At 58.8% G+C, this 24,083-nt stretch carries 23 protein-coding genes, 5 tRNA genes and 1 pseudogene; 9 read left to right on the plus strand and 20 right to left on the minus strand.

Annotated features, from left to right (window positions below; genetic code table 11):
• Positions 1-66 precede the first annotated feature (66 nt).
• The 5 genes from L8V22_RS01965 to L8V22_RS01985 all read right to left on the minus strand — a co-directional run bounded on the left by L8V22_RS01965 (position 67) and on the right by L8V22_RS01985 (position 899).
• Positions 67-139 (minus strand) — tRNA-Phe (locus L8V22_RS01965).
• A gap of 19 nt (positions 140-158) precedes the next feature.
• Positions 159-232 (minus strand) — tRNA-Asp (locus tag L8V22_RS01970).
• 83 nt (positions 233-315) lie between these two features.
• Positions 316-630, minus strand: coding sequence for a DUF4288 domain-containing protein (locus L8V22_RS01975; protein WP_238802147.1), 315 nt, complete (start codon positions 628-630; stop codon positions 316-318).
• An 84-nt stretch (positions 631-714) separates the two neighbouring features.
• Positions 715-788, minus strand: a tRNA-Asp gene (locus tag L8V22_RS01980).
• Between the two features lie 35 nt (positions 789-823).
• Positions 824-899 (minus strand) — tRNA-Glu (locus L8V22_RS01985).
• Positions 900-981: 82 nt separating this feature from the next.
• Here L8V22_RS01985 and L8V22_RS01990 point away from each other — a divergent pair.
• A complete protein-coding gene (locus L8V22_RS01990) occupies positions 982-1,314 on the plus strand; it encodes a metal-sensitive transcriptional regulator (RefSeq protein ID WP_238802146.1) in 333 nt (110 codons plus the stop codon).
• Positions 1,315-1,345: 31 nt separating this feature from the next.
• Here the strand turns inward: L8V22_RS01990 and L8V22_RS01995 are convergent.
• Positions 1,346-1,418 (minus strand) — tRNA-Lys (locus L8V22_RS01995).
• Between the two features lie 109 nt (positions 1,419-1,527).
• A complete protein-coding gene (locus tag L8V22_RS02000; RefSeq protein WP_238802145.1) occupies positions 1,528-3,030 on the minus strand; it encodes an acetyl-CoA hydrolase/transferase family protein in 1,503 nt (500 codons plus the stop codon).
• Between the two features lie 191 nt (positions 3,031-3,221).
• Here L8V22_RS02000 and dusB point away from each other — a divergent pair, with 191 nt between their 5' ends.
• Both dusB and phoU read left to right on the plus strand, forming a co-directional pair.
• Positions 3,222-4,367: a tRNA dihydrouridine synthase DusB gene (dusB, locus tag L8V22_RS02005; protein WP_238802144.1), complete on the plus strand. Its 1,146-nt coding sequence runs from the start codon at positions 3,222-3,224 to the stop codon at positions 4,365-4,367.
• 101 nt (positions 4,368-4,468) lie between these two features.
• Positions 4,469-5,197 carry a phosphate signaling complex protein PhoU gene (gene phoU, locus L8V22_RS02010; protein ID WP_238802143.1) on the plus strand — a complete coding sequence of 243 codons (729 nt, stop codon included), beginning with the start codon at positions 4,469-4,471 and terminating at the stop codon, positions 5,195-5,197.
• Between the two features lie 74 nt (positions 5,198-5,271).
• Here phoU and pstB read toward each other — a convergent pair whose 3' ends face one another.
• The 5 genes from pstB to mshD form a co-directional block, all read right to left on the minus strand.
• A complete protein-coding gene (gene pstB, locus L8V22_RS02015) occupies positions 5,272-6,045 on the minus strand; it encodes a phosphate ABC transporter ATP-binding protein PstB (RefSeq protein WP_023019857.1) in 774 nt (257 codons plus the stop codon).
• A 51-nt stretch (positions 6,046-6,096) separates the two neighbouring features.
• Complete coding sequence (gene pstA, locus L8V22_RS02020) at positions 6,097-7,011, minus strand: phosphate ABC transporter permease PstA (protein WP_238802142.1); 915 nt, start codon at positions 7,009-7,011, stop codon at positions 6,097-6,099.
• A 14-nt stretch (positions 7,012-7,025) separates the two neighbouring features.
• A complete protein-coding gene (gene pstC / locus L8V22_RS02025) occupies positions 7,026-8,072 on the minus strand; it encodes a phosphate ABC transporter permease subunit PstC (RefSeq protein WP_238802141.1) in 1,047 nt (348 codons plus the stop codon).
• A 121-nt stretch (positions 8,073-8,193) separates the two neighbouring features.
• Positions 8,194-9,297 (minus strand): phosphate ABC transporter substrate-binding protein PstS, encoded by a 1,104-nt coding sequence (gene pstS, locus L8V22_RS02030; RefSeq protein WP_238802140.1) that lies wholly within the window; start codon positions 9,295-9,297, stop codon positions 8,194-8,196.
• A gap of 214 nt (positions 9,298-9,511) precedes the next feature.
• Complete coding sequence (gene mshD / locus L8V22_RS02035; RefSeq protein WP_238802139.1) at positions 9,512-10,429, minus strand: mycothiol synthase; 918 nt, start codon at positions 10,427-10,429, stop codon at positions 9,512-9,514.
• 33 nt (positions 10,430-10,462) lie between these two features.
• Here mshD and L8V22_RS02040 point away from each other — a divergent pair, with 33 nt between their 5' ends.
• A complete protein-coding gene (locus L8V22_RS02040) occupies positions 10,463-11,290 on the plus strand; it encodes an LmeA family phospholipid-binding protein (RefSeq protein ID WP_238802138.1) in 828 nt (275 codons plus the stop codon).
• Here L8V22_RS02040 and L8V22_RS02045 read toward each other — a convergent pair.
• Positions 11,274-12,299: a diacylglycerol/lipid kinase family protein gene (locus L8V22_RS02045; RefSeq protein ID WP_255711936.1), complete on the minus strand. Its 1,026-nt coding sequence runs from the start codon at positions 12,297-12,299 to the stop codon at positions 11,274-11,276. The two genes, L8V22_RS02040 and L8V22_RS02045, sit on opposite strands and share 17 nt — an antisense overlap.
• Before the next feature lie 65 nt (positions 12,300-12,364).
• On the opposite strand from L8V22_RS02045, the gene L8V22_RS02050 reads away from it, so the two are divergent.
• Positions 12,365-13,060, plus strand: a complete 696-nt coding sequence (locus L8V22_RS02050; protein WP_238802136.1) for a heme-binding beta-barrel domain-containing protein — start codon at positions 12,365-12,367, stop codon at positions 13,058-13,060.
• On the opposite strand, the gene L8V22_RS02055 is transcribed toward L8V22_RS02050, so the two are convergent.
• On the minus strand, positions 13,057-13,920 hold the full coding sequence (locus L8V22_RS02055; protein WP_238802135.1) for an aminodeoxychorismate lyase: 864 nt from the start codon (positions 13,918-13,920) through the stop codon (positions 13,057-13,059). The genes L8V22_RS02050 and L8V22_RS02055 overlap by 4 nt on opposite strands.
• A gap of 30 nt (positions 13,921-13,950) precedes the next feature.
• Between L8V22_RS02055 and ygfZ the strand changes: the two genes are divergently transcribed.
• Together ygfZ and L8V22_RS02065 are read left to right on the plus strand one after the other, a co-directional pair.
• Complete coding sequence (gene ygfZ / locus L8V22_RS02060) at positions 13,951-15,015, plus strand: CAF17-like 4Fe-4S cluster assembly/insertion protein YgfZ (RefSeq protein ID WP_238802134.1); 1,065 nt, start codon at positions 13,951-13,953, stop codon at positions 15,013-15,015.
• A gap of 140 nt (positions 15,016-15,155) precedes the next feature.
• A complete protein-coding gene (locus L8V22_RS02065; RefSeq protein ID WP_005330028.1) occupies positions 15,156-15,353 on the plus strand; it encodes a DUF3073 domain-containing protein in 198 nt (65 codons plus the stop codon).
• A gap of 88 nt (positions 15,354-15,441) precedes the next feature.
• Here L8V22_RS02065 and purM read toward each other — a convergent pair whose 3' ends face one another.
• From purM to L8V22_RS02080, 3 genes are read right to left on the minus strand one after another with little or no spacing between them, the layout of a single operon-like run.
• Positions 15,442-16,494 carry a phosphoribosylformylglycinamidine cyclo-ligase gene (gene purM, locus L8V22_RS02070; protein ID WP_238802133.1) on the minus strand — a complete coding sequence of 351 codons (1,053 nt, stop codon included), beginning with the start codon at positions 16,492-16,494 and terminating at the stop codon, positions 15,442-15,444.
• An 18-nt stretch (positions 16,495-16,512) separates the two neighbouring features.
• Positions 16,513-18,009, minus strand: a complete 1,497-nt coding sequence (gene purF / locus L8V22_RS02075) for an amidophosphoribosyltransferase (RefSeq protein WP_238802132.1) — start codon at positions 18,007-18,009, stop codon at positions 16,513-16,515.
• 10 nt (positions 18,010-18,019) lie between these two features.
• Entirely contained in the window at positions 18,020-18,424 is a 405-nt protein-coding gene (locus L8V22_RS02080; protein ID WP_238802131.1) for a sterol carrier family protein, read from the minus strand.
• Positions 18,425-18,457: 33 nt separating this feature from the next.
• Here L8V22_RS02080 and L8V22_RS02085 point away from each other — a divergent pair, with 33 nt between their 5' ends.
• Positions 18,458-19,468: an acyl-CoA thioesterase gene (locus L8V22_RS02085; RefSeq protein WP_238802130.1), complete on the plus strand. Its 1,011-nt coding sequence runs from the start codon at positions 18,458-18,460 to the stop codon at positions 19,466-19,468.
• Positions 19,469-19,605: 137 nt separating this feature from the next.
• Positions 19,606-20,766, plus strand: a complete 1,161-nt coding sequence (locus L8V22_RS02090) for an asparaginase (RefSeq protein WP_238802129.1) — start codon at positions 19,606-19,608, stop codon at positions 20,764-20,766.
• Here L8V22_RS02090 and trhA read toward each other — a convergent pair.
• From trhA to L8V22_RS02105, 3 genes and pseudogenes are all read right to left on the minus strand, one after another.
• Positions 20,763-21,476, minus strand: coding sequence for a PAQR family membrane homeostasis protein TrhA (gene trhA / locus L8V22_RS02095; protein ID WP_238802153.1), 714 nt, complete (start codon positions 21,474-21,476; stop codon positions 20,763-20,765). The two genes, L8V22_RS02090 and trhA, sit on opposite strands and share 4 nt — an antisense overlap.
• Positions 21,477-21,594: 118 nt before the next feature.
• A pseudogene (locus L8V22_RS02100) lies at positions 21,595-21,993 on the minus strand (type ISP restriction/modification enzyme); the annotation flags it as partial.
• 254 nt (positions 21,994-22,247) lie between these two features.
• Positions 22,248-23,882: a histidine phosphatase family protein gene (locus L8V22_RS02105; RefSeq protein ID WP_269966381.1), complete on the minus strand. Its 1,635-nt coding sequence runs from the start codon at positions 23,880-23,882 to the stop codon at positions 22,248-22,250.
• Between the last annotated feature and the right edge of the window lie 201 nt (positions 23,883-24,083).

A 24,083-nucleotide genomic window follows, 5' to 3' on the forward strand; every position in this document is an offset into this window, starting at 1 on the left:
TGCAATAGCGTGTTCCATGGGACCATACTAAGCAAAAATGGCCCCTCTTACGAGGAGCCATGATTGTGGCCAGAGCCAGGATCGAACTGGCGACCCCACACTTTTCAGGCGTGTGCTCTACCGACTGAGCTATCTGGCCAGAAACCCGAAGGTTTCGGCGACCTTGACGGGACTTGAACCCGCGACCTCCGCCGTGACAGGGCGGCGCGCTAACCAACTGCGCCACAAGGCCATTTTAAATTATGTGTGCTCTCTGGCACGGATAGTTACTTTACAGAAGACTCCCAACACTCACCAAATCAGCACGTCAGAAGACTATTTGGGAGCTTGAAGCGGATCGCTTCCTCCCAATTTCATCTCAAAGCGCTCATAGTCTTCCATTGAGGCAAAGTGCCGCGAGTAAAGGTCACAATCTCGGTCCACATAGCCATAGAGGGCCGGGGCAACATCTACAATGTGGCGCAACTTCAGCTCTTTATACTCTTGCTCGTGAGCTCGGTCAGCAACCTTGTGGCGCGCCTCCTCCTCTGAATCCGCATAGACGAGGAAGAAGTCTTCTCGGTAGAAATTCCTAAGCTCCGAATCCTGCGAGACGAGCTCAAAGATGACAATCCCTACGTATGGTTCCACGGTGCTAACTCCCCACATTCCTTAGTTAGCACCAACGTACCAAAACAAAAGCAGCAATCGTTTCTACGATTGCTGCATTTTCTGCGACCTTGACGGGACTTGAACCCGCGACCTCCGCCGTGACAGGGCGGCGCGCTAACCAACTGCGCCACAAGGCCAATCGAATATTCAATTCGAACCAACACTTTCGTGTTGGTACCCCCAACGGGATTCGAACCCGTGCCGCTGCCGTGAAAGGGCAGTGTCCTAGGCCGCTAGACGATGGGGGCCCGTCGCGCTACGGCGACTTCTAGAAATATACTGGAGACCTCACCAAGTTACAAAATCGCTCCCCCAGAAAGTTTAGGAACCATGTCTGACCAGCATCAAACGTGCTCTTGCCACGAGCCGCACGTGCACGGATATAACGCGGATTCCAAGAGTAAAGATCGTTACCTCGCTAGGCTTAAACGCATCGAGGGACAGACCCGCGGCATTCACCGCATGGTCGAAGAAGACCAATACTGCATTGACATCATTACCCAGATTTCGGCCGTGAAGTCTGCGTTAGAAAATGTCTCGCTGGCACTCCTCGAGGACCATATTGAGCACTGCGTAGCCGGGGCCGCCGCAGAGGACGGGGAGGTAGCCACTGAGAAGCTAGAAGAAGCCATGCGCGCCATCAAGAAGATGGTGAAAAACTAAAAAGAGCCACCCGATAAGGTGGCTCCAGTTGTGGGCCCTGTGGGGATCGAACCCACGACCTGCGGATTAAAAGTCCGTAGCTCTACCAACTGAGCTAAAGGCCCAACGTCGCTATATCTTAGCTTGCAGCATTTGCAAAGTCCTAATTAGGGGGGCGTCGGAAAGCAGAAGGCGCCCAGCTCGCCACTGAGCGCCTGCCAAGGCACGGCTAGATTAGCCGCGCATATCGCCCTTTTCCATGAAGCGAACCTGGAAGTCGAAGGCGGTCTTCAGGTCGTGTGGGGTGTGCTGGAACTTATTTTCCTTAGCACGGTCGAAGTACTCCTCCAGCAGCGGACGGTAATCTGGGTGAGCCACAGAGATAACCTTCTCCACGCGCTCCTTTGGAGCCAGGCCGCGCAGGTCGGCCACGCCGTACTCGGTGATGATGACCATGGTGTCGTGCTCCGTATGGTCCGTGTGGGACACGAACGGAACCAGCGCAGAAATTGCGCCATCCTTAGCCACCGACGGGGAGACGAAGGTGGAGATATAGGCGTTGCGGGTGAAGTCACCCGAGCCACCGGTACCGTTCATAATGCGGGAGCCGGAGACGTTGGTGGAGTTGATATTGCCGTAAATATCGGCCTCAATCATGCCATTAGAGGAAATCAGGCCGACGCGGCGGATGACCTCCGGGTGGTTGGAGACCTGCTGCGGGCGCAAGATGATGTGCTTGCGGTAGCGGTCTGCTTCCGCATTCATCTTCTCCGCGTAGTCCGGGGACAGCGCGAAGGAGGTGGCAGAAGCCATGGTCATCTTGCCGGCATCGATAAGATCGAGCATGCCATCCTGGATCACCTCGGTGTAGGCCTGAATATTCTCGAACTTGGAATCCAAAAGGCCGGCCATCACGGCGTTCGGGACGTTGCCCACGCCCGACTGCATGATGAACTTGTCATACTCAAGACGGCCGGCGGCAACCTCACCCTCGAGGAACTCGATGAAGTTTGCAGCGATCTTCTCAGAGATCTCGTCCGGCTCCTTAAAGGGTGCGTTACGGTCTGGGGCGTTAGTCTTCACCACTGCGACCACCTTGTCCTCCGGTACCTCCATGTAGGTGGTACCGATGCGGTCACCTGGCTTCGTGATAGGGATTGGCTGGCGGTTAGGCAGCTTTTCAATGCGGTAAATATCGTGCATGCCCTCGAGGTTGATGGACTGCCACTCATTAATCTCAATAATGATCTTATCGGCAGCCTCGATGAACTCGAGGTTATTGCCTACAGCGGAGGACGGCACCACGTGGCCTTCTTCCGTAATGCGCACGGCCTCGATGATGGCCACCTGGAAATCCCCGTAGAAGCCCTCTTCTACCTGCTGACCCGAGTGAGACAGGTGAATATCCTGGTAGAGCGCGGTACCGTCATTAAACTGCTTACGCAGGGTGGGATCGGAGTTATAAGGAGAGCGGAAGCGAATCGCCTCAGCTTCCGCTAGGACACCATCGCAGTCAGGGGCGGTGGAAGCACCGGAGAAGACATCGATCTTAAATTCCTCGCCCTTTTCATGCAGAGCCTTAGCCTTCTCTGCAATGGCGGTGGGTAGCCCCTTAGGGTAACCGGCGCCGGTGAAGCCGGAAATGCCTACGCGGTCACCGTGGTTGACGTGCTGAGCAGCCTCTTCTGCAGAAACGACGAGCTTCTCAAATGGGGCGTACGCGATTCTCTCGGACAAGGGTAATCCTCCTTCATCAAGGGGCCAGCCAAAATAACGGCCGTTCTAATTAGTTACACAGCCCACATTAGCGAATCTTTGCAAGATTTCCACCACTTTTGTGTGATGTCCACCCCATAAAACAGAAACAGGGAACGCCACCACTATGGCACTAGTTGCTATTTTCCCCCGTTAACTAGCACAATTGGGGCGTGAATTTGCGCATTGGACACTATGATCTCTCCTCCCCTGTCATCCTCGCCCCGATGGCGGGGGTAACCAACGTTGCTTTCCGCACGTTGTGCCGCGAGCAGGAGCTGGCGCGCACCGGCACTGTCTCGGGCCTCTATGTCTGCGAGATGGTCACCGCCCGCGCACTAGTAGAACGCAATGAAAAGACGTTGCACATGACCACCTTCACACCGCAAGAGGATCCCCGCTCCTTGCAGATCTACACGGTGGATCCGGAATATACCTATAAGGCCGCGAAGATGATCGTGGACGAGAACCTGGCTGACCACATCGACATGAACTTTGGTTGCCCAGTTCCTAAGGTGACCCGCCGCGGCGGGGGTTCCGCATTGCCTTATAAGCGACGCCTCTTTGGCAATATCGTTTCCGCCGCCGTCAAGGCCACCGAAGGTACCAATATCCCCGTTACCGTGAAGATGCGCGTGGGCATTGACGATGAGCACCATACGCATCTTGATGCCGGGCGAATTGCTGTCGAGTCTGGCGCTGCCGCAGTTACCCTCCACGGCCGCACCGCCGCCCAGCGCTATTCCGGCAAGGCACGCTGGGACGAGATCGCGCGCCTCAAGGAGCACTTAGCGGATACTGGCGTTCCGGTCCTAGGCAATGGCGATATCTTCCGCGCCGAGGACGCCCGCCGCATGATGGAACAGACCGGTTGCGACGGCGTGCAGGTCGGGCGCGGCTGCCTCGGCCGCCCGTGGCTTTTTGCCGAGCTCGGCGCTGCTCTTCGCGGCGAGTCAATTCCAGCTGAGCCGACCCTAGGTGAGGTTACTCAGGTGATTCTTCGCCACGCGGAACTCCTGGCGGAGCACGATGGCGAGGACAATGCTTCCCGCGATATTCGCAAACACATCGGCTGGTACCTGCGCGGCTTCCCTGTCGGCGGCCAGGTCCGCGCCGGTTTGGCAAAGGTGGATTCCCTCGCAGCTTTGCGGGAGCTACTCGCACCTTGGGCGGATTCCGACGCCTTGGCTGCCGACGCCGACGGTGCCCGCGGCCGCCAAGGCTCCCCCTCCAAGGTCGCACTGCCGGATGGCTGGCTCGACGACCCAGAGGACGAGTGCGTTCCGGTCGCCGCAGACATAATGAATTCCGGCGGATAACCTGACAGCAGCATAAGAGCAGATAGGGACATACAGGAATCGTGCATTTAACCCCTGCTTAAGTTGCGCATACCACAAAAACTTTCGCTATCATCTTTGGCATGCGTGCCGCTTACAGGGAACACCTAAACAATTTCTCCCACGACCTCATCGTGATGTGCGATACCGTGCGCAGCATCATGGATAAGGCTTCCTTGGCGCTGTTGCAAGGTGCCTTGGACTCCGCGGAAGACGCCCTCACCATGACTGAGGAGCTAGATGAGATCCGAGTTAGGTGCTCTGAGCGTGCCGTAACACTTTTGGCACTGGAAAACCCCATGGCACAGGATCTTCGCCAAGTAGTCTCGTCTATCTATATCGTGGAAGATCTTTACCGCATGGGCCGGTTAGCCCAACACATCGCCGATTCCGCACGCCGCCGCCATCCTGATCCCGTGGTGCCTGCGAACTACATGGGCTACTTTGAGGAACTGTACCGCCTCACCGAGGAAATGGGGTCCGTGATCCACAATATTCTCGTCACCCCCGACGCCGATTTATCCATTAATCTCCGCGCCGACGACGATGCGGTAGATGATATTAACTCCCATATCCTGCGTATCTTGACCCAGCGTGAATGGGAAGGCAGCGTGCGCGAAGCAGTAGAGACCTCGCAAATTACGCGTTACTACGAGCGCTACGCGGATCACTGCGTTTCGGTTGCCGGCCATATTATCTATTTGACCACTGGCCTGCTGCCCCACGACTATGCCAAAAAACTAGAAGAGGACAAAAAGGACGCCGAGTTTGAAGCCCGGATGGCGGACCTCGAGCGACAGTTCCGCCGCTAGACGGATTCCAGTACCAAAGAAGGGGGCCGGTTCTTTCGAACCGGCCCCCTTCTCTCGGACAATCTTTCTGCTGTTTAGCCGAAGCGGCCAGAGATATAATCCTCGGTCTCCTTCTGGGAAGGATTCTCGAAGATCTTGGTGGTGTCATCGAACTCCACCAGGTGGCCTGGCTTGCCGGTTGCTTCTAGGGAGAAGAAGCCAGTCTTATCGGATACACGGGCTGCCTGCTGCATATTGTGAGTCACGATAACGATGGTGAAGTTTTCCTTCAGCTCGTGGATAAGGTCCTCCACGGCGAGGGTGGAAATCGGGTCCAGCGCAGAACAAGGCTCGTCCATGAGCAGCACCTCTGGCTCCACTGCGATTGCACGGGCGATGCACAGACGCTGCTGCTGACCACCGGAGAGACCGCCGCCCGGCTTGTCCAGGCGGTCCTTGACCTCGTCCCACAGGTTGGCGCCGCGCAAAGACTTCTCAGCGACTTCCTTGAGCTTCTTCTTGTTCTTCTCACCTGAAAGCTTCAAGCCTGCAACCACATTGTCCTCAATAGACATCGTGGGGAACGGGTTAGCCTTCTGGAAGACCATGCCGATGGTATTGCGAACGGAAACTGGGTCAACCTTTGGACCGTAGATATTGGTGCCATCGAGCAGGATTTCACCCTTTACCGAGGCTCCGGGAATGACCTCGTGCATACGATTGATGGTGCGCAGCACGGTGGATTTACCACAGCCGGAAGGGCCGATGAATGCAGTCACGGCCTGGGCCGGGATCTGCATATTCACGTTCTGCACGGCGTGAAAATCGCCGTAGAAAATGTTCACGTCATTGAGCGCGAGCTTAGACATTTGGGAGTTTCTCCTCTAGCAAGTGTATGGCGGAATCGAGTGTTACGGCGTTTACTTCTTAACCGAGAACTTTGCGGACACGATGCGGGCCGCAATATTGAGGACGGCGATGAGGATAACCAGCGTCAAAGCTGCACCCCAGAGCTTATCCAGTACGGCTGGCTGAGCGCCTGCCTTGTACATATCCAGCATCATCAGCGGGAGCGAGGATTGAGATCCCTTAAAGGCATCCCAATTAATGACGGAGGAGGAACCAACCAAGACCAGCACCGGCGAGGACTCACCCATCACGCGGGCAATCGCCAGCATGATACCGGTGACGATGCCGGACAGGGCGGTAGGCAGAACGATACGGGCGATGGTCTTCCACTTTGGTACACCGAGCGCGTAGGACGCCTCACGCAAGTCCATTGGAACCACGCGCAGCATCTCTTCGGTATTGCGCACCACAATCGGAATCATCAGCAGCACCAGGGACAGCGCCACAGCGAAACCGGAGCGGCCGAAACCGAAGAGGGTAATCCACATGGCGAAGATGAACAGGGCTGCAACGATGGAAGGCACACCAGAGAGGATGTCCACCATGAAGGTAGTGATGCGGCCGAGCCAGCCACCCTTGGAGTACTCCACCAAGTAGATGGCGGTGAAAATACCGATCGGGATGGAGATAATAGAGGCCAGAATGGTCTGAACCAAGGTACCCACAATCGCGTGAGCGGCACCGCCGCCGGCAGCACTATTCATGATGCCGCGCTGGGAAGCGGTCCACCACTCGGCGTTGAGGATGACGCCACTGCCGCGGGCGATAAGCTCCCACAGAACCCACACCAGGGGAACCATGGCCAGAAGCATTGCACCCCAGACCACCGCGGTGGCAATACTATTAGCCATCTTGCGGGATCCGGAGATGTCCAAGAAGGTCGCGCCGCCTTGGGAGGCAGGCTTGGCATTAGTAGTCGTAGTCATTGATCCTCCCCTCCTTACTTCTTCTTCACGATGGCGCGGGCAATTGCGTTGACCACGAAGGTCAGCAAGAACAGCATGAGGCCGGCGGCGATGTAGGCACCAGCGCGCATCTCGTTACCGAACTCGGCAGATGCCAGGGCGATGGCCGTGGCGAAGGTCGTGCCGCCGTCGAAAAGCGAGAAGCGGAAGTCAATCAGCGGGGAGACGACCATGTACAGCGCCATGGTCTCACCCAGTGCACGGCCCAGGCCGAGCATGGAGCCGGCGATATAGCCGGACATGCCGAATGGCAGCACGGTCATGCGGATAACTTCCCAACGGGTAGCGCCCAGCGCCAGGGCGGATTCCACCTGGCCTGGAGGGGTCTGAACAAAGACCTCGCGGGCGGTAGCCGCGATGATCGGCAAAATCATCACGGCGAGCACGATGCCACCGGTAAACAAGTTGCGGCCGGTAGCAAAGGAGGGCGAGTTATCGAAGACATGGAAGAGGAAGAAGCCACCGGCCCAAGACTCCATCCAGGAGTAGAAGCCGGATAGCGCCGGGCCGAGAACCTGCCAGCCCCACAGACCATAAACAATGGAAGGAACCGCAGCGAGCATGTCCACCAAGAAGCCGAGAGGCTTGACCAAGCGGGCAGGCGCGTAGTTGGACAGGAAGATAGCGATGGCCAAGGCCACCGGCATAGCCAGCAGAAGGGCGAAGACGGAGATGAGGACGGTGGTACCGAACATGGTCGGGATGCCGAACTTCATCGCGGAAGTATCGGTGGTCTCCCAGCGGCCGCCATAGGTAAAGAAGCCCATGATGCCGCCGTCATTGACGGCCAAGGCCGGAACGGCACGCCACAGCAGGAAGGCAGCGATGGCGGCAATCATGACGGTGATAAGTGTTGCCGAAGCAGTGGACAGGAACTCGAAGACACGGTCGCCCGGGCGCTTCACGCCGCTTTGGGAGCTAGAGACAGCTACCTCGTCGTGTCCGCTGTTGGAGACTCGCTCGGCAGCGGTGACATTCGCGTCCGCCTGCTCTGGAGCCGTGGTGAGATTATTGTCTGCCATGAGACTGTTAATCCTTTTCAGCGTTAAAAATGGAAAATATCGTTACATACCTGCGCCCCCAAAGCGCGAATCGATTGCGGCAGTGGGGGCGGGAGGTACTAAGCTTCTACAGCTTTAGCGCTTACTGCAGAGCGTCAACAGCAGCCTTCAGCTTATCCAGGTGAGCACCCTCAACCGGGATGAAGCCCTGCTCAGCCAGCTGGTCATCCTGGTGATCCAGGACGGTGGTGAAGAAGGACTTGACCAGCTTGGAGGTCTCTTCGTCGTAGCCCTTGGAGCAGACGATGTTGTAGGTGGTCAGAATGAGCGGGTATGCACCCTCGTTATCGGAGGAGAACAGTGCCTCAGAGTCAACCACCATGTTGTGTTCGGAGTCGGTCTCCTTGAATTCCAGGTTCTCCAGAGCCTTGTTAACGGACTCGGTGGAAAGCTCGACTGGGCCGTGGCCGAAGTCAATCTTGGCTTTCTTGACGCCGTCGCCTTCCTTCTGGTCTGCGAAGCCAGCCTCGACATAGGTGATAGCACCGTCGATGTTTGCAACCTGGTCAGCAACACCGGCGGAACCGTTAGCGCCCTCACCAACAGCATCCGGGAACTGCTTGCCCTCGGAGTCCCAGTTACCGGTAGCGGCCTTCAGGAACTTCTGGAAGTTTGCGGAGGTACCGGACTCGTCGGAACGGAAGATGACAGTGATGTCCTTGTCCGGCAGGTCGGTGCCCTCGTTGTCAGCGGCAATAGCCTTGTCGTTCCACTTCTTGATTTCACCCTTGAAGATCTTGCCCAGGGTCTCGGTGGAAAGGTTGATCTCGGTGTCACCCAAGTTGTAGGCGATTGCAACCGGACCGATGGTGGTTGGCAGGTGCCATGCCTCGTTTCCATCGCAACGCTCAGCAGCAGCCTCAACCTCGCCCTCGTCTTCCTTCAGGGCAGAGTCAGAACCAGCGAAGTCAGCCTGGCCGTTGGTGAAGGCCTCAACGCCGGCGCCGGAACCGGAAGCATTGTAGGACAGGGAAGCGTCTGGGTGATCCTCAGAGAACGCGGTCTGGAAGTAAGACATTGCGTTCTGCTGGGAGGACGCGCCGTCGCCGACGAGCTCGCCGGAGACGTCCTCGCCACCAGCGGAATCGGAGGAAGAGCCAGACTCCTCAGAGCAAGCTACGAGAGCGGTAGAGGTGGCGGCTACGATGCCGAAGATTGCGGCGGTGCGCTTGAAGTTGCGAATCACGGGAAAACCCTTTCCGGTGCAGATCAGAGATTGATTGTCCGAGGAAACCGCATCTCCTAGAGAGATATTTCCTGCATCCCGCTCCGCCTTCTGGGGCGAGATGCAGGTGCACAGGCGCGGTTAACTCACAGGGTGTAAAGCTATCCGCAGGATCTGACCAAAAGGGTGCCAAGAGGTGAACACTGGGTGAACAAACGCGGCTCACCCCATGACTTTAATCACACGCACCCCATACGACGTGTTCTTCATCAACCTTAAACCCTAGGCGCTCGTACGCCTTCAGCGCCGGATCATTGTCCGCTTCCACATAAAGAATTACCCGCTGAGCTCCCTTTTCCACCATTCGGCGCAGGCCAATCTGCAACAGCGGCCCGCCCAATTTCTTGCCGCGATAGTTCTCAGCCAAACCCACTACGTAGACCTCGCCGAATCCCGGTGTTTCCTCCACATGCCATTTGGTCCAGTGGAAACCGGCGAGGACCGGATCACCGGCCGTATCCCACAAGAAAAGCAGGTCAGAGGGATCAAACCAATCCGCTTCCATGCCGCGGTGCAGGCGATCTAGATCCCAGCCGCCTTGCTCGGGATGCCAGGAAAAGGCCTCGTTATTGACCTCGAGCCACTGCTTTTCCACAAAGTCCTTGCCCCATCTATTTACCGCCTCGGAGTAATTAAGGGCGGTCAAAGGCAAGTCTTCCGGTTGGGCAGCCGCCGCGAGCTCTTCTCCCCCAATGCCCATGACCACTAGCTTGCGGATGACCTGCAGGTCACGGGAGCGTGCCAAAGCCTGTGCGGCCGGCAGGTTCCCGTGGGCCCAGACTTGGAGGTGGGAGGTTTCCGCGGCGGCGTCGTAAAGCGAGGCGCCATAGCCCTGCCCGCGGAATTCAGGAGCGATAAACAGCTCGGCCGTGGAACCCTCCACGCCCGCAGCGCCGCACGGATGCTCGCCTACCCAGGCCACCAAATGGCGGTGCTGCAGGCGGGAATCGGTCAGGCCATTAAGGAATTGCTCTGAAAGGGGCACCATTCCATCCGCACGTTCGGCCTGCGCAGCCAGCGCTTCAATGCGGCGGGCAAGTTCCGGAGCGTCTGGCAGGTTTTCTTCCGTAATCTTAAAGGCATTGCTAGTCATAAGCCCCAGAATACGTAGGGTAAGAATGGAGGGGTGAGTGTTCTAAAGATTGATCGGCGCATCGCGCACGTCCTCCTCGGTGTGTGCGTGCTGATCGCGGCCTGGGTAGCGGATGCATGCGTGGCAATGCACGCGGAGCACAAGGTGGCGCAGGCCGTGAAGGCCAACTCGCGGCTAGACAATACGCCAGATGTCTTTATCGGTGGAACCCCGTATGTATGGGCAGCGGCCTCAAAGGAAATCCCTTACCTCGAGGTCAAGGCGCTGGACGTGGAAGTTCCCAAGCTGGGCATGGTCAATGCCTCTACCGTGCTGCGCGATATTACCGTCACCCCTGAGCAGGTAATGAACGGGGATCTGGAAGGCGCGCCCGTCTCTACCTACTCGCGCGGCATTTCCTTGGACGGGGTGGCGCTGGGCCGCCTGCTGGGGATTACCGATCTCTCCATCGCTAACCCAGACGATATCTCCCCGTCCGGCGGCACTTCCGCGGAAGCGGAGCTAACGGGCACCTTGCCTGGCGACGCCCAGAAGTCCACCGCCAAGGTAACCCTCCGCCTAGTGGGGCCGGAGTTTCGCATGCAGGTCTATGGCACCGACGATGTGCGCCTACAAAAGGCCTTTTCCCTCAACTTCGATACCCGCCAATTACCGCTTCCCGCCCAGGCCACGGCGGTGAAGATGCAGGGCGGCACAATTTCTTTCGAAGTACAGCGGCGCAATATTAAGGTGCAACTGGCCCAGCTCTCCCCTCTAGAGATTGAGGGTTCGGAGCAAAAGGCCGTAGAAGAGGCAGAAAAGAAGGCCGCCGATACCAAACACCGAGTGGGTCCTGCGCCGCAGACTAGCGCAGGCGAATAAAGTCCCGCAGCACTTCTTTCATCGCGCGCTGATGGACCTCTCTCCTATCCTGCGGGGCGAAGACCTCGATGGCGTCTTTCACGGAGGCCAAGGTAACGGCAGCAAACCGCCCCTCCGATTCCCCGTCGGCTTGGAAACGCTGCGGCTCGCGGCACACTAGCTCAACGCGCATGGCATCGTCGAAAGCCACCGTTTTTTCCTTGGTGAGTTTATTCAGCCATCCGCGCTTATCGGCACCGAAAAGGTGCAATAGCCCAACTACGCCGCCGAGCCCGCTAAACTCCTCCAATCCAAAGAGGGCAAGGCCCTCATCAAAGGAATTGCGGGGATTAGTCACTACCGGCAGCGGCCCCAGGAAGGTCCACGGGTTGGTATTCGAGGTAAACATCAGCGGTACATCATCCTTGTGGAGACGCTCGCCGGTGCTGGATTCGGCCGTGACCGCAATGTGTGGAGGGTTCTTCCGTGCGCGGCTCCAGGCCCGAATGGCCACGTTGAGGTAGCGCAGTGGGGTGGCGGCAAAGCCTTGCTCACGGGCGCGGTCCACGCGTGCCAAAACATCTGCGTCCAAGCCGAAGCCGGCGTTAACGGCAAACCAGCGATCGTTCCACGTGCCCAGGTAAATGGTGCGCCGAAGATCCCGCTCGAGCATGCGCGCCAGTACGTGAGTGGCCTCCACCGGAGTGTTGGGAAAACCTAGAGCGCGCACGAATACATTGGCGGAGCCGGTAGGAATCACGGCCAGCGCCGGGATGGAGTTAGGGTCGGGGCGCTGCCCATCGGCCGGACCAAGGAGTCCGTTGACTACCTCATTGACGGTGCCATCTCCACCCACGGCGATGATGACGTCATAATCATCCCTGGTCATTCCCTTGACCATTTCTTCAGCGTGGCCGGGGTAATGCGTAAATTGCACCTTGAGGTGCAGGCCTTCTACCGCCTGCAGGCAGGGAACGATTTGGCGGAAAAGGGCGTTGGTTTGTGAGGTCGAGTTGGGGTTCGAGATCATCAATGCATGCACGAGGCCCAAGTCTAGTAGTTAAATAGGCGGGTTCACGACTAGGCTGGACGCCCATGAGCGAAAATAATAATGAAACCACCCCCCAAAACATCGAAAGCACCGCGGCTTCCCACCCGGAAAATGATCCGGGAAAGCTCAACGGCAACGATGCCGTGAACCAGGCCGCCGAGCAGTGGAAGGACGCTGCTAGCCGCAATATCCCGGCTCTCGAGCTGGGCGATACCCCGGTTCCGGACGATACCGCTAACCTGCGTCAGGGCCCATCGCTGCACGACGGCCTGCTGGGACTGCTCCCCCTCGTCGGTGTCTGGCAGGGTGAGGGCCAGGCACACGATACGCAGGGCAAGGAATATACCTTTGGCCAGCAGCTAGTCATCGCCCATGACGGCGAAAATTACCTGACCTTTAGCTCCCGCACCTGGAAGATCGATACCGAGGGCAAGCCGGAAGGCCCCTCCGTGCGCGAGACCGGCTTCTGGCGTATCTCGGAAAAGGATGAAATCGAGGTCACCTACACCTCTTCTACCGGCATCGTGGAAATCTTCTATGGCGAACCATTCAATGACCGTGCATGGCAGCTAGAATCCGCTTCCACCATGGTCACCGAAACCGGACCGAAGAACCTGGGACCGGGCAAGCGCATGTACGGCCTGATGCCCAATAACAACCTGGGCTGGGTAGACGAGCGCATGGTGGATGGCGAAATGCGCCCCTACATGTCTGCGGAGCTCACCCGCATCGCTGGCTAAGCCCCTAGCGCTGCATCAATAAGGTCTCGGATAACATCCACGTTATCCGGGGCCTTTAATTTTTTGTCATTGAGCCGGGTAACGCGGGCGGCAACACGCACCGAGGACACCAGCCATACCGAGTCCGCCTTTTCCAAATACTCCACAGTCAGCGGCTTAGCCTTGCAGCGATAGCCCTTTTCTTTGGCGTGGGCGAAGAGGGCTGCCTGCGTGGTGCCAGGCAAGATGCCGCGGCCGGCAGCGGTGCGCAGTTTCTCCCCTTTGACGGCCACCACGGTCGAGGTGGCCCCTTCCAGGATTTCTCCGGTCTCCGGGTCGGTGAGGATGAGGTCTTCAAAGCCTTTCTCCCGTGCCATCCGCAGCATCGCCATCGTGGCCGCATAATTGAGGGTCTTGGCGGGCAACTCCTCCGCCACATGCCATAGACGCGGACTGGTCATCACAGCTACGCCGTGGGCGCGCTGCTCTAGTACCTTGTCCTCGATTGGTTGGACCACGACCCACGCACTTGGACGCCCCGTGGAGGCGCGCCCGCGAGTGTACGTCCAAGTACATTTGGCATCTCCGGTCTCGTCCCCGCAGAAGTCCGCGATCGCGAGCCGCGTAGCTTCTTCCCATTTCTCCATGGGCGGTTCCGGCAAGTTCATGGTGCGCGCGGAGTCGCAAAAGCGCTGCGCGTGCCGTTGCAAATTAGCGGCTTTTCCACCGCGTACGAGCAGGGATTCAAAGATGCCATCGCCGCGGGTGACCGCGGCATCATCCGCGTAGACGAGAGGCAACGTGGGAAGGTGCCTGCGTACCGACCCTCCAAAGGGCTCCACAACGTAGATAACCGGCTCTTTTCGCGGCGAAAACTTCATAGTTTTGATTATGCCCTACCATCGGTAGTTGTGAGTTATTCTTCGCCTCTTTTGCAGCGCGCCGGTGCCGCAGAGCACCAGGACGCGACCGTACTCGATGCCCAGGGCGTGGCCTGGCACTATGGCAATCCGCTGGGCGAGCAACGGGCCGCCGATGGCGGCACCATAGTCATTGACCGTTCCCAACGCCGCGTCATTCGCGTGAGCGGCAAGGATGCCGCCGAGTTCCTTAATAATCTGTTGTCACAAAAGCTGGACAAAGCCCCCGATGGTTTTAATGCCGGCGCCCTCGACCTCGATGTGCAAGGCCATATTCTCCATCACATGGATATCGTCCGCAGCGGTGACGCCTTTCTTATCGACGTCCCTGCGGCCCAATTCGACTCCCTTCTTAAGTTCCTCGCCATGATGGTCTTTTGGTCCGAGGTCACCGTAGAGGAAGCCGATATCGCCATCCTCACTCTCCTAGGTGAGACCGATATTCCGCTACCCCCCATGGTGGAGTTTTCCCGCCAGGTGCAGTGGCCGGGAATCAAGCGCTTTGACCTTGGTGTTCCGCGTGAATCCTTGGTCGAGGCCACGAAGCTACTGGAGGAATCTGGAGCGCGACTGGCGGGACTTATGGCCTTTACCGCCGAGCGTGTGCGTGCGCGCGAGCCGGAGCTGGCCGCGGATCTGGATAATAAGTCCATCCCCCACGAGGTACCGCACTGGATTAGCCGCAGCGCCGATAACCCAGCCCATGTTCACCTCGATAAGGGCTGCTACCGCGGCCAGGAAACGGTGGCGCGCGTAGAAAATCTCGGCCGCTCCCCTCGTCTCTTAGTGCAGCTGCATCTCGATGGCTCGGCCCCACAACGGCCAAATGTGGGCGATGACATTACTTTCAATGGACGTAAGGTGGGCCGCATCGGCACGATTGTGGATGACTGCGATTTCGGACCCATTGCTCTAGGCCTAGCGAAGCGCTCTGCGCTGGACGCCGGCACTCTCGAGGTGGGCGATACCGCGGCGTCTATCGACTCTTCCTCCATCCCCGAAGATGAGGGCCCCAAGGCTGGGCGCGAGGCGGTAAACCGGCTGCGCGGACGCTAAATCTCCCACTAGCTAGGGGGCGGTGCGGAATTTTTTCGTCACACAGGCTATTGTGTCTTACAGGAAGATACACAATAGACAAGCCGATGGGGCGCCCAAGAATCCCTGGCGCGCCCTACTAACCCAAGGGGGTCATGCACATGGGACGCGGACGCGCAAAGGCAAAGCAGACCAAAGTTGCACGCCAGCTCAAGTACAACTCACCCGAGATGGATATCGAGTCCCTACAACGGGAACTCGCTGCACAGCAAGAGGGTGACTCCCGCGATTATGAAGAGGATGACCCATACGCCGACTACGTCGACGAATGGGATGATGACGACCGCGACGAACGCTAATCTTCCGCTCGTCACCGGATAGCTCAAGGGCCCTAGGAAATCCTAGGGCCCTTCCTCATACTCTCCCCCCGGTAGGGCCAAGGCCCTGCTAGAAGTTTGGGTGCTCGCCGTGCATAACCACGCGCGGCTCCTCATCTTCAGCCGTGCGCACGGTGCCCAGCTCCCACGCATCGATGTGGCGAGCGGTTAGCATCGCCAGGGCCCGGTCGCGGTCTTCGGGGTTGACCACGGCAATCATGCCGACGCCCATGTTAAAGGTCTTTTCCATCTCCGCCAGCTCCACCTTGCCCACCGAGGAAATGAGCTTGAAGATCTGACCTGGGGTCCAGGTGGCGCGGTTAATATCGGCCGCTAGGCCCTCCGGGATGACGCGCTCGAGGTTGCCGGCCAGTCCACCGCCAGTGACATGGCAGAAGGTGGATACGGAGCACTCGCTAGCCAAAGCCAGGCAGTCCTTGGCGTAGATACGGGTGGGCTCCAGGAGCTTCTCCCCGAGGGGACGGCCGAGTTCCTCCACGTGGCCGTCGAGAGGCATCCCAGCCTGCTCGAGCAGGACGTGGCGGGCCAAGGAGTAACCGTTGGAGTGCAAGCCAGAAGAGCCCATGGCGATGAGCACGTCACCATCACGAACCTTGTCCGGCCCGAGTACGCCATCGGCCTCAACGACGCCCACCGCAGTGGCGGAAACGTCATATTCGTTTTCTTCCATCATGCCGGGGTGCTCAGCGGTCTCGCCGCCCAATAGCGCGGCACCGGCCTGCACACACCCCTCGGCGATGCCCTTGACTACCTCGGCCACCTTTTCCGGCACGACCTTGCCCACGGCAATATAGTCCTGCAAGAAAAGCGGCTCCGCGCCGCAGACGACGAGATCATCGACGCACATGGCGACCAAGTCGATGCCGATGGTGTCGTGCTTGTCCATGGCCTGGGCCACGGCCAGCTTGGTGCCAACGCCATCGGAACCCGCGGCCAAGATGGGCTCCTTATAATCGCCGAGCTTAAACAGGCCGGCAAAGCCGCCGAGGCCGCCAAGGACCTCGGGGCGGGTGGCGCGCTTAGCGTGCGGGGCGAAAAGTTCTACGGCGCGGTCGCCCTCTTCGATGCTGACGCCGGCTGCGGCGTAGGTATTGTCACTCATGGTTTCAAAAGTCCTTTGTTATTTGGTGCCGAGCAGGGTGCGCACGGCGTCTGCATTGGAGTTTCCGGCGGGCAGGCCGAGGGGGTACTCGCCCGTGAAGCAGGCGGTGCACAGCTCGGACCGGGGCTGCTCGGTGGCGGCCACCATCTCCTCAACGGAGACAAAGCCCAGGGAATCGGCGCCGATGGTATCGCAGATAGTGGCGCAGACGGTTTCTGGATCGTCGGAGGGGCTGGCATTGGCAATCAGCTCGCCCGGGGAAGCGAAGTCGATGCCGTAGAAGCACGGCCACTTCACCGGTGGGGACGCGATGCGCACGTGCACCTCGGCGGCACCGGCCTCGCGCAGCATGCGAATGAGCGCGCGCTGGGTATTTCCGCGCACGATGGAATCATCCACCACGACCAGCTTCTTGCCGTTGATGACCTCGCGCAGCGGGTTGAGCTTCAAGCGGATGCCCAGCTGGCGCAGGGTCTGGGTGGGCTGGATGAAGGTGCGGCCCACATAGGCGTTTTTAACCAGTCCGTGGGCAAAGGTGATTCCCGATTCGCGGGCATAACCCACGGCGGCTGGATTACCGGATTCGGGAACCGGGATGACAAGGTCCGCGCCCTCGGCCGGGTACTCGCGGGCCAGGCGGCGACCGATGTCCACACGGGAAGCATTGACGGAACGGCCATTGATATCGCTATCCGGGCGGGCCAAGTAGACGTATTCGAAGACGCAGCCATGACGCTTGGCCGGCGCAAAGTTCACGGAACGGATGCCAGCCTCATCGATGGCGACGAGTTCACCAGGCTCAATCTCGCGAATGAACTGGGCGCCGCAGATATCGAGCGCACAGGTCTCGGAGGCCACGACCCAGCCCTTGGCCAAGCGGCCGAGAACCAGTGGGCGCACACCGTGCGGGTCGCGGGCGGCGTACATGGTGTGCCCATCGGTAAAGGTCAGACAGAATGCCCCCTTGACGCGCGGGAGCAGATGGCGGGCGGAGTCAAAGACGGAGGTGTCTTCATCCACGCCGTCGGCAAGCAGCATGGACAAGCACATGGAGTCAGAAACGGACTCCTCGTGCGGCTTAATCAGGCCGCGTCGTACTGCTTCTTCGCGCAGCTCCAGGTAATTGACCAGATTGCCGTTGTGCCCAAGGGCAATATCTACCCCGGTGGAGGAGGTAGAAAACATGGGCTGCACGTTGGACCATTCCTTGCCGCCGGCGGTGGAATAGCGCGTGTGGCCCACCGCTACGTTTCCTTGCAGGGCGGACAAGGTGGATTCATCAAAGATATTGGCCACTAGGCCCATGTCTTTGAAAACAACGATGCGGTCATCATCGCCCACCGCGATGCCGGCGGCCTCCTGGCCGCGGTGTTGCAGGGCGAAGAGTCCAAAGTAGGTTAGCTTGGAGACTTCCTCCCCAGGAGCCCAAACGCCATAGACGCCGCATTCTTCGCGGGGCTCCTGCTCGTTGTGATCGTCAAGATTGGTGATACTAGGAGTATGTACTTCTACCACGGCGTTTATATTAGCCTGTCGCGCCGCTGGAAACTAACGGAATGAGCGGCAACCACTGCGCGATTTCGCCCGCACGGGAGCCGGAAGCATCGACGCGACCAGTACTTACGGCCTCTTCCCAGTCCGCTAATCCGGTCGCAAGGCGCAGCCAGGTTTCCGGATCAGTCTCCACCACATTGGGTGGGGTGCCGCGGGTGTGGCGGGGCCCTTCAATGCATTGCACCGCAACAAATGGGGGTACGCGCAGCTCCACGGAGTGCCCCGGCGCGTCGGCCTCGAGGGTGCGGGCGGTGCGCCGGACGGCGTCGGCAAGCAGGGCCCTACCTGGCTTATCGTGCTCCGCCGGGGCGGCAATCCAGTCTTTGATGGCCATGACGGCCGCGCGGGTGGCAGCGGGATCGACGGGCTTTTTCATAGCTACATCATAGCTACTGTTATGTTGTTGTTTATGTCACCTACGCCTTCCGTTGCGGAAACTCAGAAATCGCCGGCGCTGACGCTGCGCTTTATGGCATCGCCAACCGACGTCACCATGGCCGGCGCCCCCGGCATTAGCGGCGGACGCGTCTTGGAATGGATTGATAAGGCCGCCTATGCCTGCGCCGTGCAGTGGTCCGGCCAATACTGCGTGACCGCATATGTGGGCCATATCCATTTCACCCGGCCGATCCCTTCCGGGCACATCGTGGAGGTGCGCTCGCGCATCGCCATGACTGGGCGTTCTTCCATGCATATCGTCAATGAGGTGCTTTCGGCTGACCCGCGCGAAGGCATCTTCACTCGTGCCTGCGATTGCCTGGTCATCTTCGTAGCCAAGGACCCTGCCACTGGCAAGTCCACCCCGGTGCCGCCCTTCGTGCCGGAAACCGATGAACAGTGCCGCGTAGAAGAAGCAGCCAAGTCCCGCATTGAGCTGCGCAATGCCATCGAGGCGGAGATGGAAAAGCAAACCTATGACGGGCCTTCTGATGCGCCGCGCATGGTCAATCGTTTCCTGGCCAAGCCCACCGACGTCAACTGGGGCGGCAAGGTCCACGGCGGCACGGCCATGCAGTGGATCGATGAGGCCGGTGCGGCCTGCACCATGGAGTGGTCCGCAGAGCGCACCGTGGCTGTCTATGCCGGTGGCATCCGCTTTTACCGCCCGATTTCTATCGGTGACCTCATCGAGGTCGATGCCCGCATGATGCGCACCGATACCCGGTCGATGCAGATGTCCATCCACGTCCGCTCCGGCAATCCCCGCGGCGGCCGCGAGCACTTGCAAACCGCCATCCATGCCACCGTGGCCTATATCGCCCTAGACCACGATGGTCAGCCACAGGTGGCCCGCCCCTTCCATCCACATACCGAGGAAGATAAGCGCTTGGCCGAGCACGCCACCGTGCTGCGCGAGCTACGCGCGAAGTACTCCCCAAAGCCACTGGTGGTGGCGCCGTCGAACCAGCACATCGACTAGCTGCTCTCCCCTCGTTTCGGTGTTAGCAAGTCCATAGTGGCAGCGGCAACCCCGTTTTTCTGCTTTAGATGTACTTATACGCGGACGACGGTTTCCTGCCGTCTGCTTTCGTCTCCCACACACAGAAACGAGGGAATATGCACACCCCAACCTTGCGCCGCTCGGCCCGCGCCAGCCTAGCCTTGATAGCTTCGGCCTGCCTCTTGGCGTCCTGCCAGAATCCGGATAACCGCCCAGCGGACGAAACTTCGGCCGCAACGCCCGAGTCTTCCGCCTCGCACAGCCCCACCAGTTCTGGCCCCGCAACCACGGAGGCCACCAAAACCTCCGCCACGGAAAGCGAGGGTCCACGCGCCACCGCCGAGGGCCACGTGGTGGTCCTTTCTACCGGCGGAACTATTGCCAGCACCCACGATAAGACCGGCGCGGTGGTGCCTACCGTTACCGGCTCCAAGTTGGTGGAACCGCTTTCTGGCACCTTTGACAGCGACAAGCTCACGTTAGAGGTCAAAGACATTGCCAAGCTGGATTCTTCCGCGATGACCTTGGACGATACCGATAGCATCATCACGGCCGTACACAAGGAGCTGCAGCGCAAGGACGTCGATGGCGTTGTGGTAACCCACGGCACCGATTCCATGGAAGAGACCGCCATTGCTGTCGATACCTTCCAAGACAGTGAGAAGCCGGTGGCCTTAACCGGTGCAATGCGCCCCTTCGATGATCCGAATCCAGATGGCCCGGATAACCTGGCGCTCGCGGTGAAGACCGTCACCGATCCCGCCAATAGGGGCCGCGGCACGTTCATTGCCTTTGCGGATCATGTCATTCCTGCCCGCGGCGCTTTCAAGTCCGATACCTCCAAGGCCGATGGCTTTGCCAATAACAATGGCGAGAAGCAACCACAGCGCCCGAAGGCTCTGAAGTTTAAGCCGCTGGGCAATACCCGCGTCGATATTATCGCCGCCTACCCCGGCGCGCCGGCTGATCTCATCCAGCGTTCCTTGGACAGCGGCGCCGAAGGCATCGTCATTGAGGGCATGGGCGCCGGCAATATCGGCGACGAGCTAGCACAGGCTGCTCAGGCCGCGGCCAAGAAGGTTCCGGTGGTGCTCACCACCCGCGTGGATCACGGCCCGGTGGAGGGAATCTACGGCGGGGCCGGTGGCGGTGCCACGCTTGCCGACGCCGGCGTCATCTCCTCTGGCACCCTGCGCGCGCCCCAAGCCCGTATGCTGCTTGCCGCCGCGATTACGACCGATACCGATCCCGCGGAGCTTTTCCCTGACGCTGACTAAGCAGCGCCTTGGACTACGACCATCCACACCGCCACGAGGTGCACCACGGCGGCCGCGATGGTCGCGGTGTGGAAGTGCTCGTGGTAGCCGTAGTAGCGCGCATTGCGCCCCGGCCACTTAAAGCCATAGACCAGCGCGCCTAGCGAGTACACCACCCCGCCGGCAAAGAGCAGCCAGACCACCGCGGCCCCCGCCTGCGTCCACAGCGTGGGCAGAAGCGGCAGCACCAGCCATCCCAGCGCTAGGTAGACCACCACGTCTAACCAGCGCGGGTGGTTAATCCACACCAGGTTCAAAATCACGCCGAGAATCGCTCCTGCCCAGGCAACGCCTAGCATCCATGCCGCTTGCACCGGCGATAACACGATGAGGCACAGCGGCGTATATGTCGCGGCAATAAATACCGAGATGGTCGCGTGGTCCGCTCGCCGCCACCACTGCACCGCACGCGCGCTCGCCCACGGGTAGCGGTGATAGAGCGCGGAGACGCCAAAAAGCCCTACCAGCCCCACGCCGTAGACAGTCACGCCAAGCCCTTGCCACCAGTGCAGCGTCATCCATGCATAGGTAATGAGCACGGTGGAGGCAATCACCGACAATAACGCCGCTATTGCATGCCCCCAGCCACGGCTAAGCGGCCTAGGCCCGCGGTCCGCCATCCAATAGGTTCGCTGGACAAGACCCGGCCCCGGCGCGCTATCTGCATGCATCTGTGCCACGAGGTACTTCCCTTCTGCTAGCCGCAACCAACCCCAACAAGAAACTTACGATACCGTAAGTCTACGGGCGTGGCCGGAGGGCTTCAAGGAAAATCGCTTCGAAATGCTGCTAACTTTCCGCAGCCGAGCCTTCCTCTACCAGCCCATCAACAATGCGCACCGTCTCCATAGCCACGCGAGTGACCTTGCCAATTAGGTCCACGATGTAGCGCGGATTGCCCACCTCATCGGCCCAATCGTTCGGGTCATTGACAATGCCCGAGGCCTTATCTTTCTTGACTTGGTAGCGGTCAATCAACCATGCCACCGCTGAGCGCGAGCCCAGCATGTACTCACCCGACTCCGCAGGAATGCCAGGGATAGTCACGCGTTTGTTGTAGATCAACTTCGTCACGTCATTGACATTCTTGCCCGTCTCCTCGTCCTTGCGCTTGGCCCACTTCATCTTGAGCACGCGGCACGTCTCACGGTCAGACTCATCACCCTTGACCTGTATATCCAGCGGCCACCGCGTTCTTCTCTACCCACGCGTTGCGCTGCGGACATACTTTAAGGTCGAAATCGAAAGGGCGACACACACTAGGTCCAGCCGAGCACTAAAGGCTGCCATGGCGCTAGACCTAGAGCTGTAGTGGGCCTGCTTCCGGTTCCATTGAACTATGGAAACCATATGAGAGGCCGTGCCTTTAGGAAGCCGCCACTAAACGGTGATTCGAGAAGAACTTCCCAGTTTGTCGCCCCCTCAGTAATATCCTGCCGTTACTAAAAGGGAAGTTGGATGCCGAACTTATGTAGCAGACTTTCTATCTGCTGTCGGTTAATGTACACAGTTCCAACTGCAATAGTCAGTACGCTGACGAGGGCACCAACTACCGCCCACATCTTCGGCTGTGAAGAGGCAACGCTACTTCCTGGTTGTGGCTTGTACCCGCTGTCCGCTGTGGAGTCGATATGGGCTTGAGAGTGGTCAGAGATAGAACCAAGCGGCAGACAAGCGGACAGCTCATCGATGGTATAAAACGTCGAGCCCTCACTTATTGGCTCACACCCCTCCTTGAAGGGAATTTCCTTCTCGTTGTACAGCATGCGCACGAGGGTCTCGCCATTGTCATTCTGGAAGGCATCCCACTGGATATTTGCGCCCATCGGGGAGACCTTGTCGCCACGCCAATCCGAGTTCTGCCAGGTGTAGAGCTCTCCTGCGGGAACTCCCTTTTCAGAGCCAGGTGTTTTCAGCAATGCGGCGAGCGGAATGATGGTCTCCGCGTGACCAAACCTATATTCCGCAGCTATTTCACCACCGGCCGCGCGATTCTGTACGCCCTCAATCATTTCCTCAAGCAGTGGCTCATAATTGTCGTAAGAAACAGTGCGTCCCTCGATAGCCGGCCCCTTCTCATAGAAGTCTTCTACATCCAGTAGGTATGCAAAAGTAGGCCCGCTCGCATCGTCCATGTACTGATCAAATATCCACCCCTCAGCAGGGGTTTTCTCCTCATGAGCAAGTGCTGGAGCAATAATGTACAGGTTGTAGAACTGCAGCGCGGCGTCCACTATTCCTTCTACTGTCTTGCCATCCTTTTCACGGGCGCTAAAAGAAATGGACCCATCTTTTAGCTCATCGATAAAATCCGAGGTGAAAATCTTGGACAGCAACTCCTGCGATGCTTCTTGGGAGGCTGGCTTGGAATAAGCTTCCTGGATCTTTTCCTGTAGCTGCGGTGAGTCTTTCCACGCCGAATATTTTTCGTACGACGGTGACTTTTTATCTTTATGCGCATACATCAGGTCAGTGCGTGGCTCGATGGTGACATGACCATCGTTGGTTCCGTCCACAAGGTTGTCAGCAAGAGTGGGAGCTTCCTTCAGCCACGCCGCACCGAAATTCCAACCAGAGTCATTAGCGCGGTCCTCACCCGAAGAGATGAATTTCACCTTGGAGTCGTCCCTGTCGATGCTGTGCATAAGCTCAGCATTGCGTTGCGCATTGCGCTGACCAATCCCCCGCAGTTCTTCCCGCCCAACTGCGGTGAGGTTTCCGTATCCGGCGTCTTGTCCGGCGCCACCGGCCAATTCCTCATTCACGGAAATCATCGCTTCTACCTGCGGAATGAGCTTTTCTCCTAAATCCGTGAGCTCATCACGCTCCTGGGCATACTCCAGCATCTGCTGCGCGAGGTCGTCATACTTAAAGCTAGACAGTCCACGCGAGCCATGCCGGTTCACCGTGGAGGTATAGATCTGTCGGAATCCTGCGGGAGCTTCGGAGTACTCCCGCCCCTGCGGTTCATAGTGCTGCTTGGTGGAGTAATAGGAACCATGCTCGGCGGCGGTGGCTGGCACTGTTACACCAGCACACGCAACGGCGGCAATAAGAGCGAGAGTACGAATGCGCATTGGACGTTGGCTTCCATGAGTAGTGAATATTTTGAGAGGGACACACCCACGGTAGGCCGGTGACGTTACGGAAAGGTTGCTTGAAAGGAAAATGATTGAAAAGAACTCGTCCCGACACTGCTCTTTATTAGGCCGAGCCTTTGTCCCTGCTCCTAACGAGCATAAAAAGCCCGGCCGAAGCCGGGCTTTCAGCATTGTCGC

Source organism: Corynebacterium yonathiae (assembly GCF_027570195.1).
In the GTDB taxonomy this organism is placed as follows: Bacteria; Actinomycetota; Actinomycetes; order Mycobacteriales; family Mycobacteriaceae; genus Corynebacterium; species Corynebacterium yonathiae.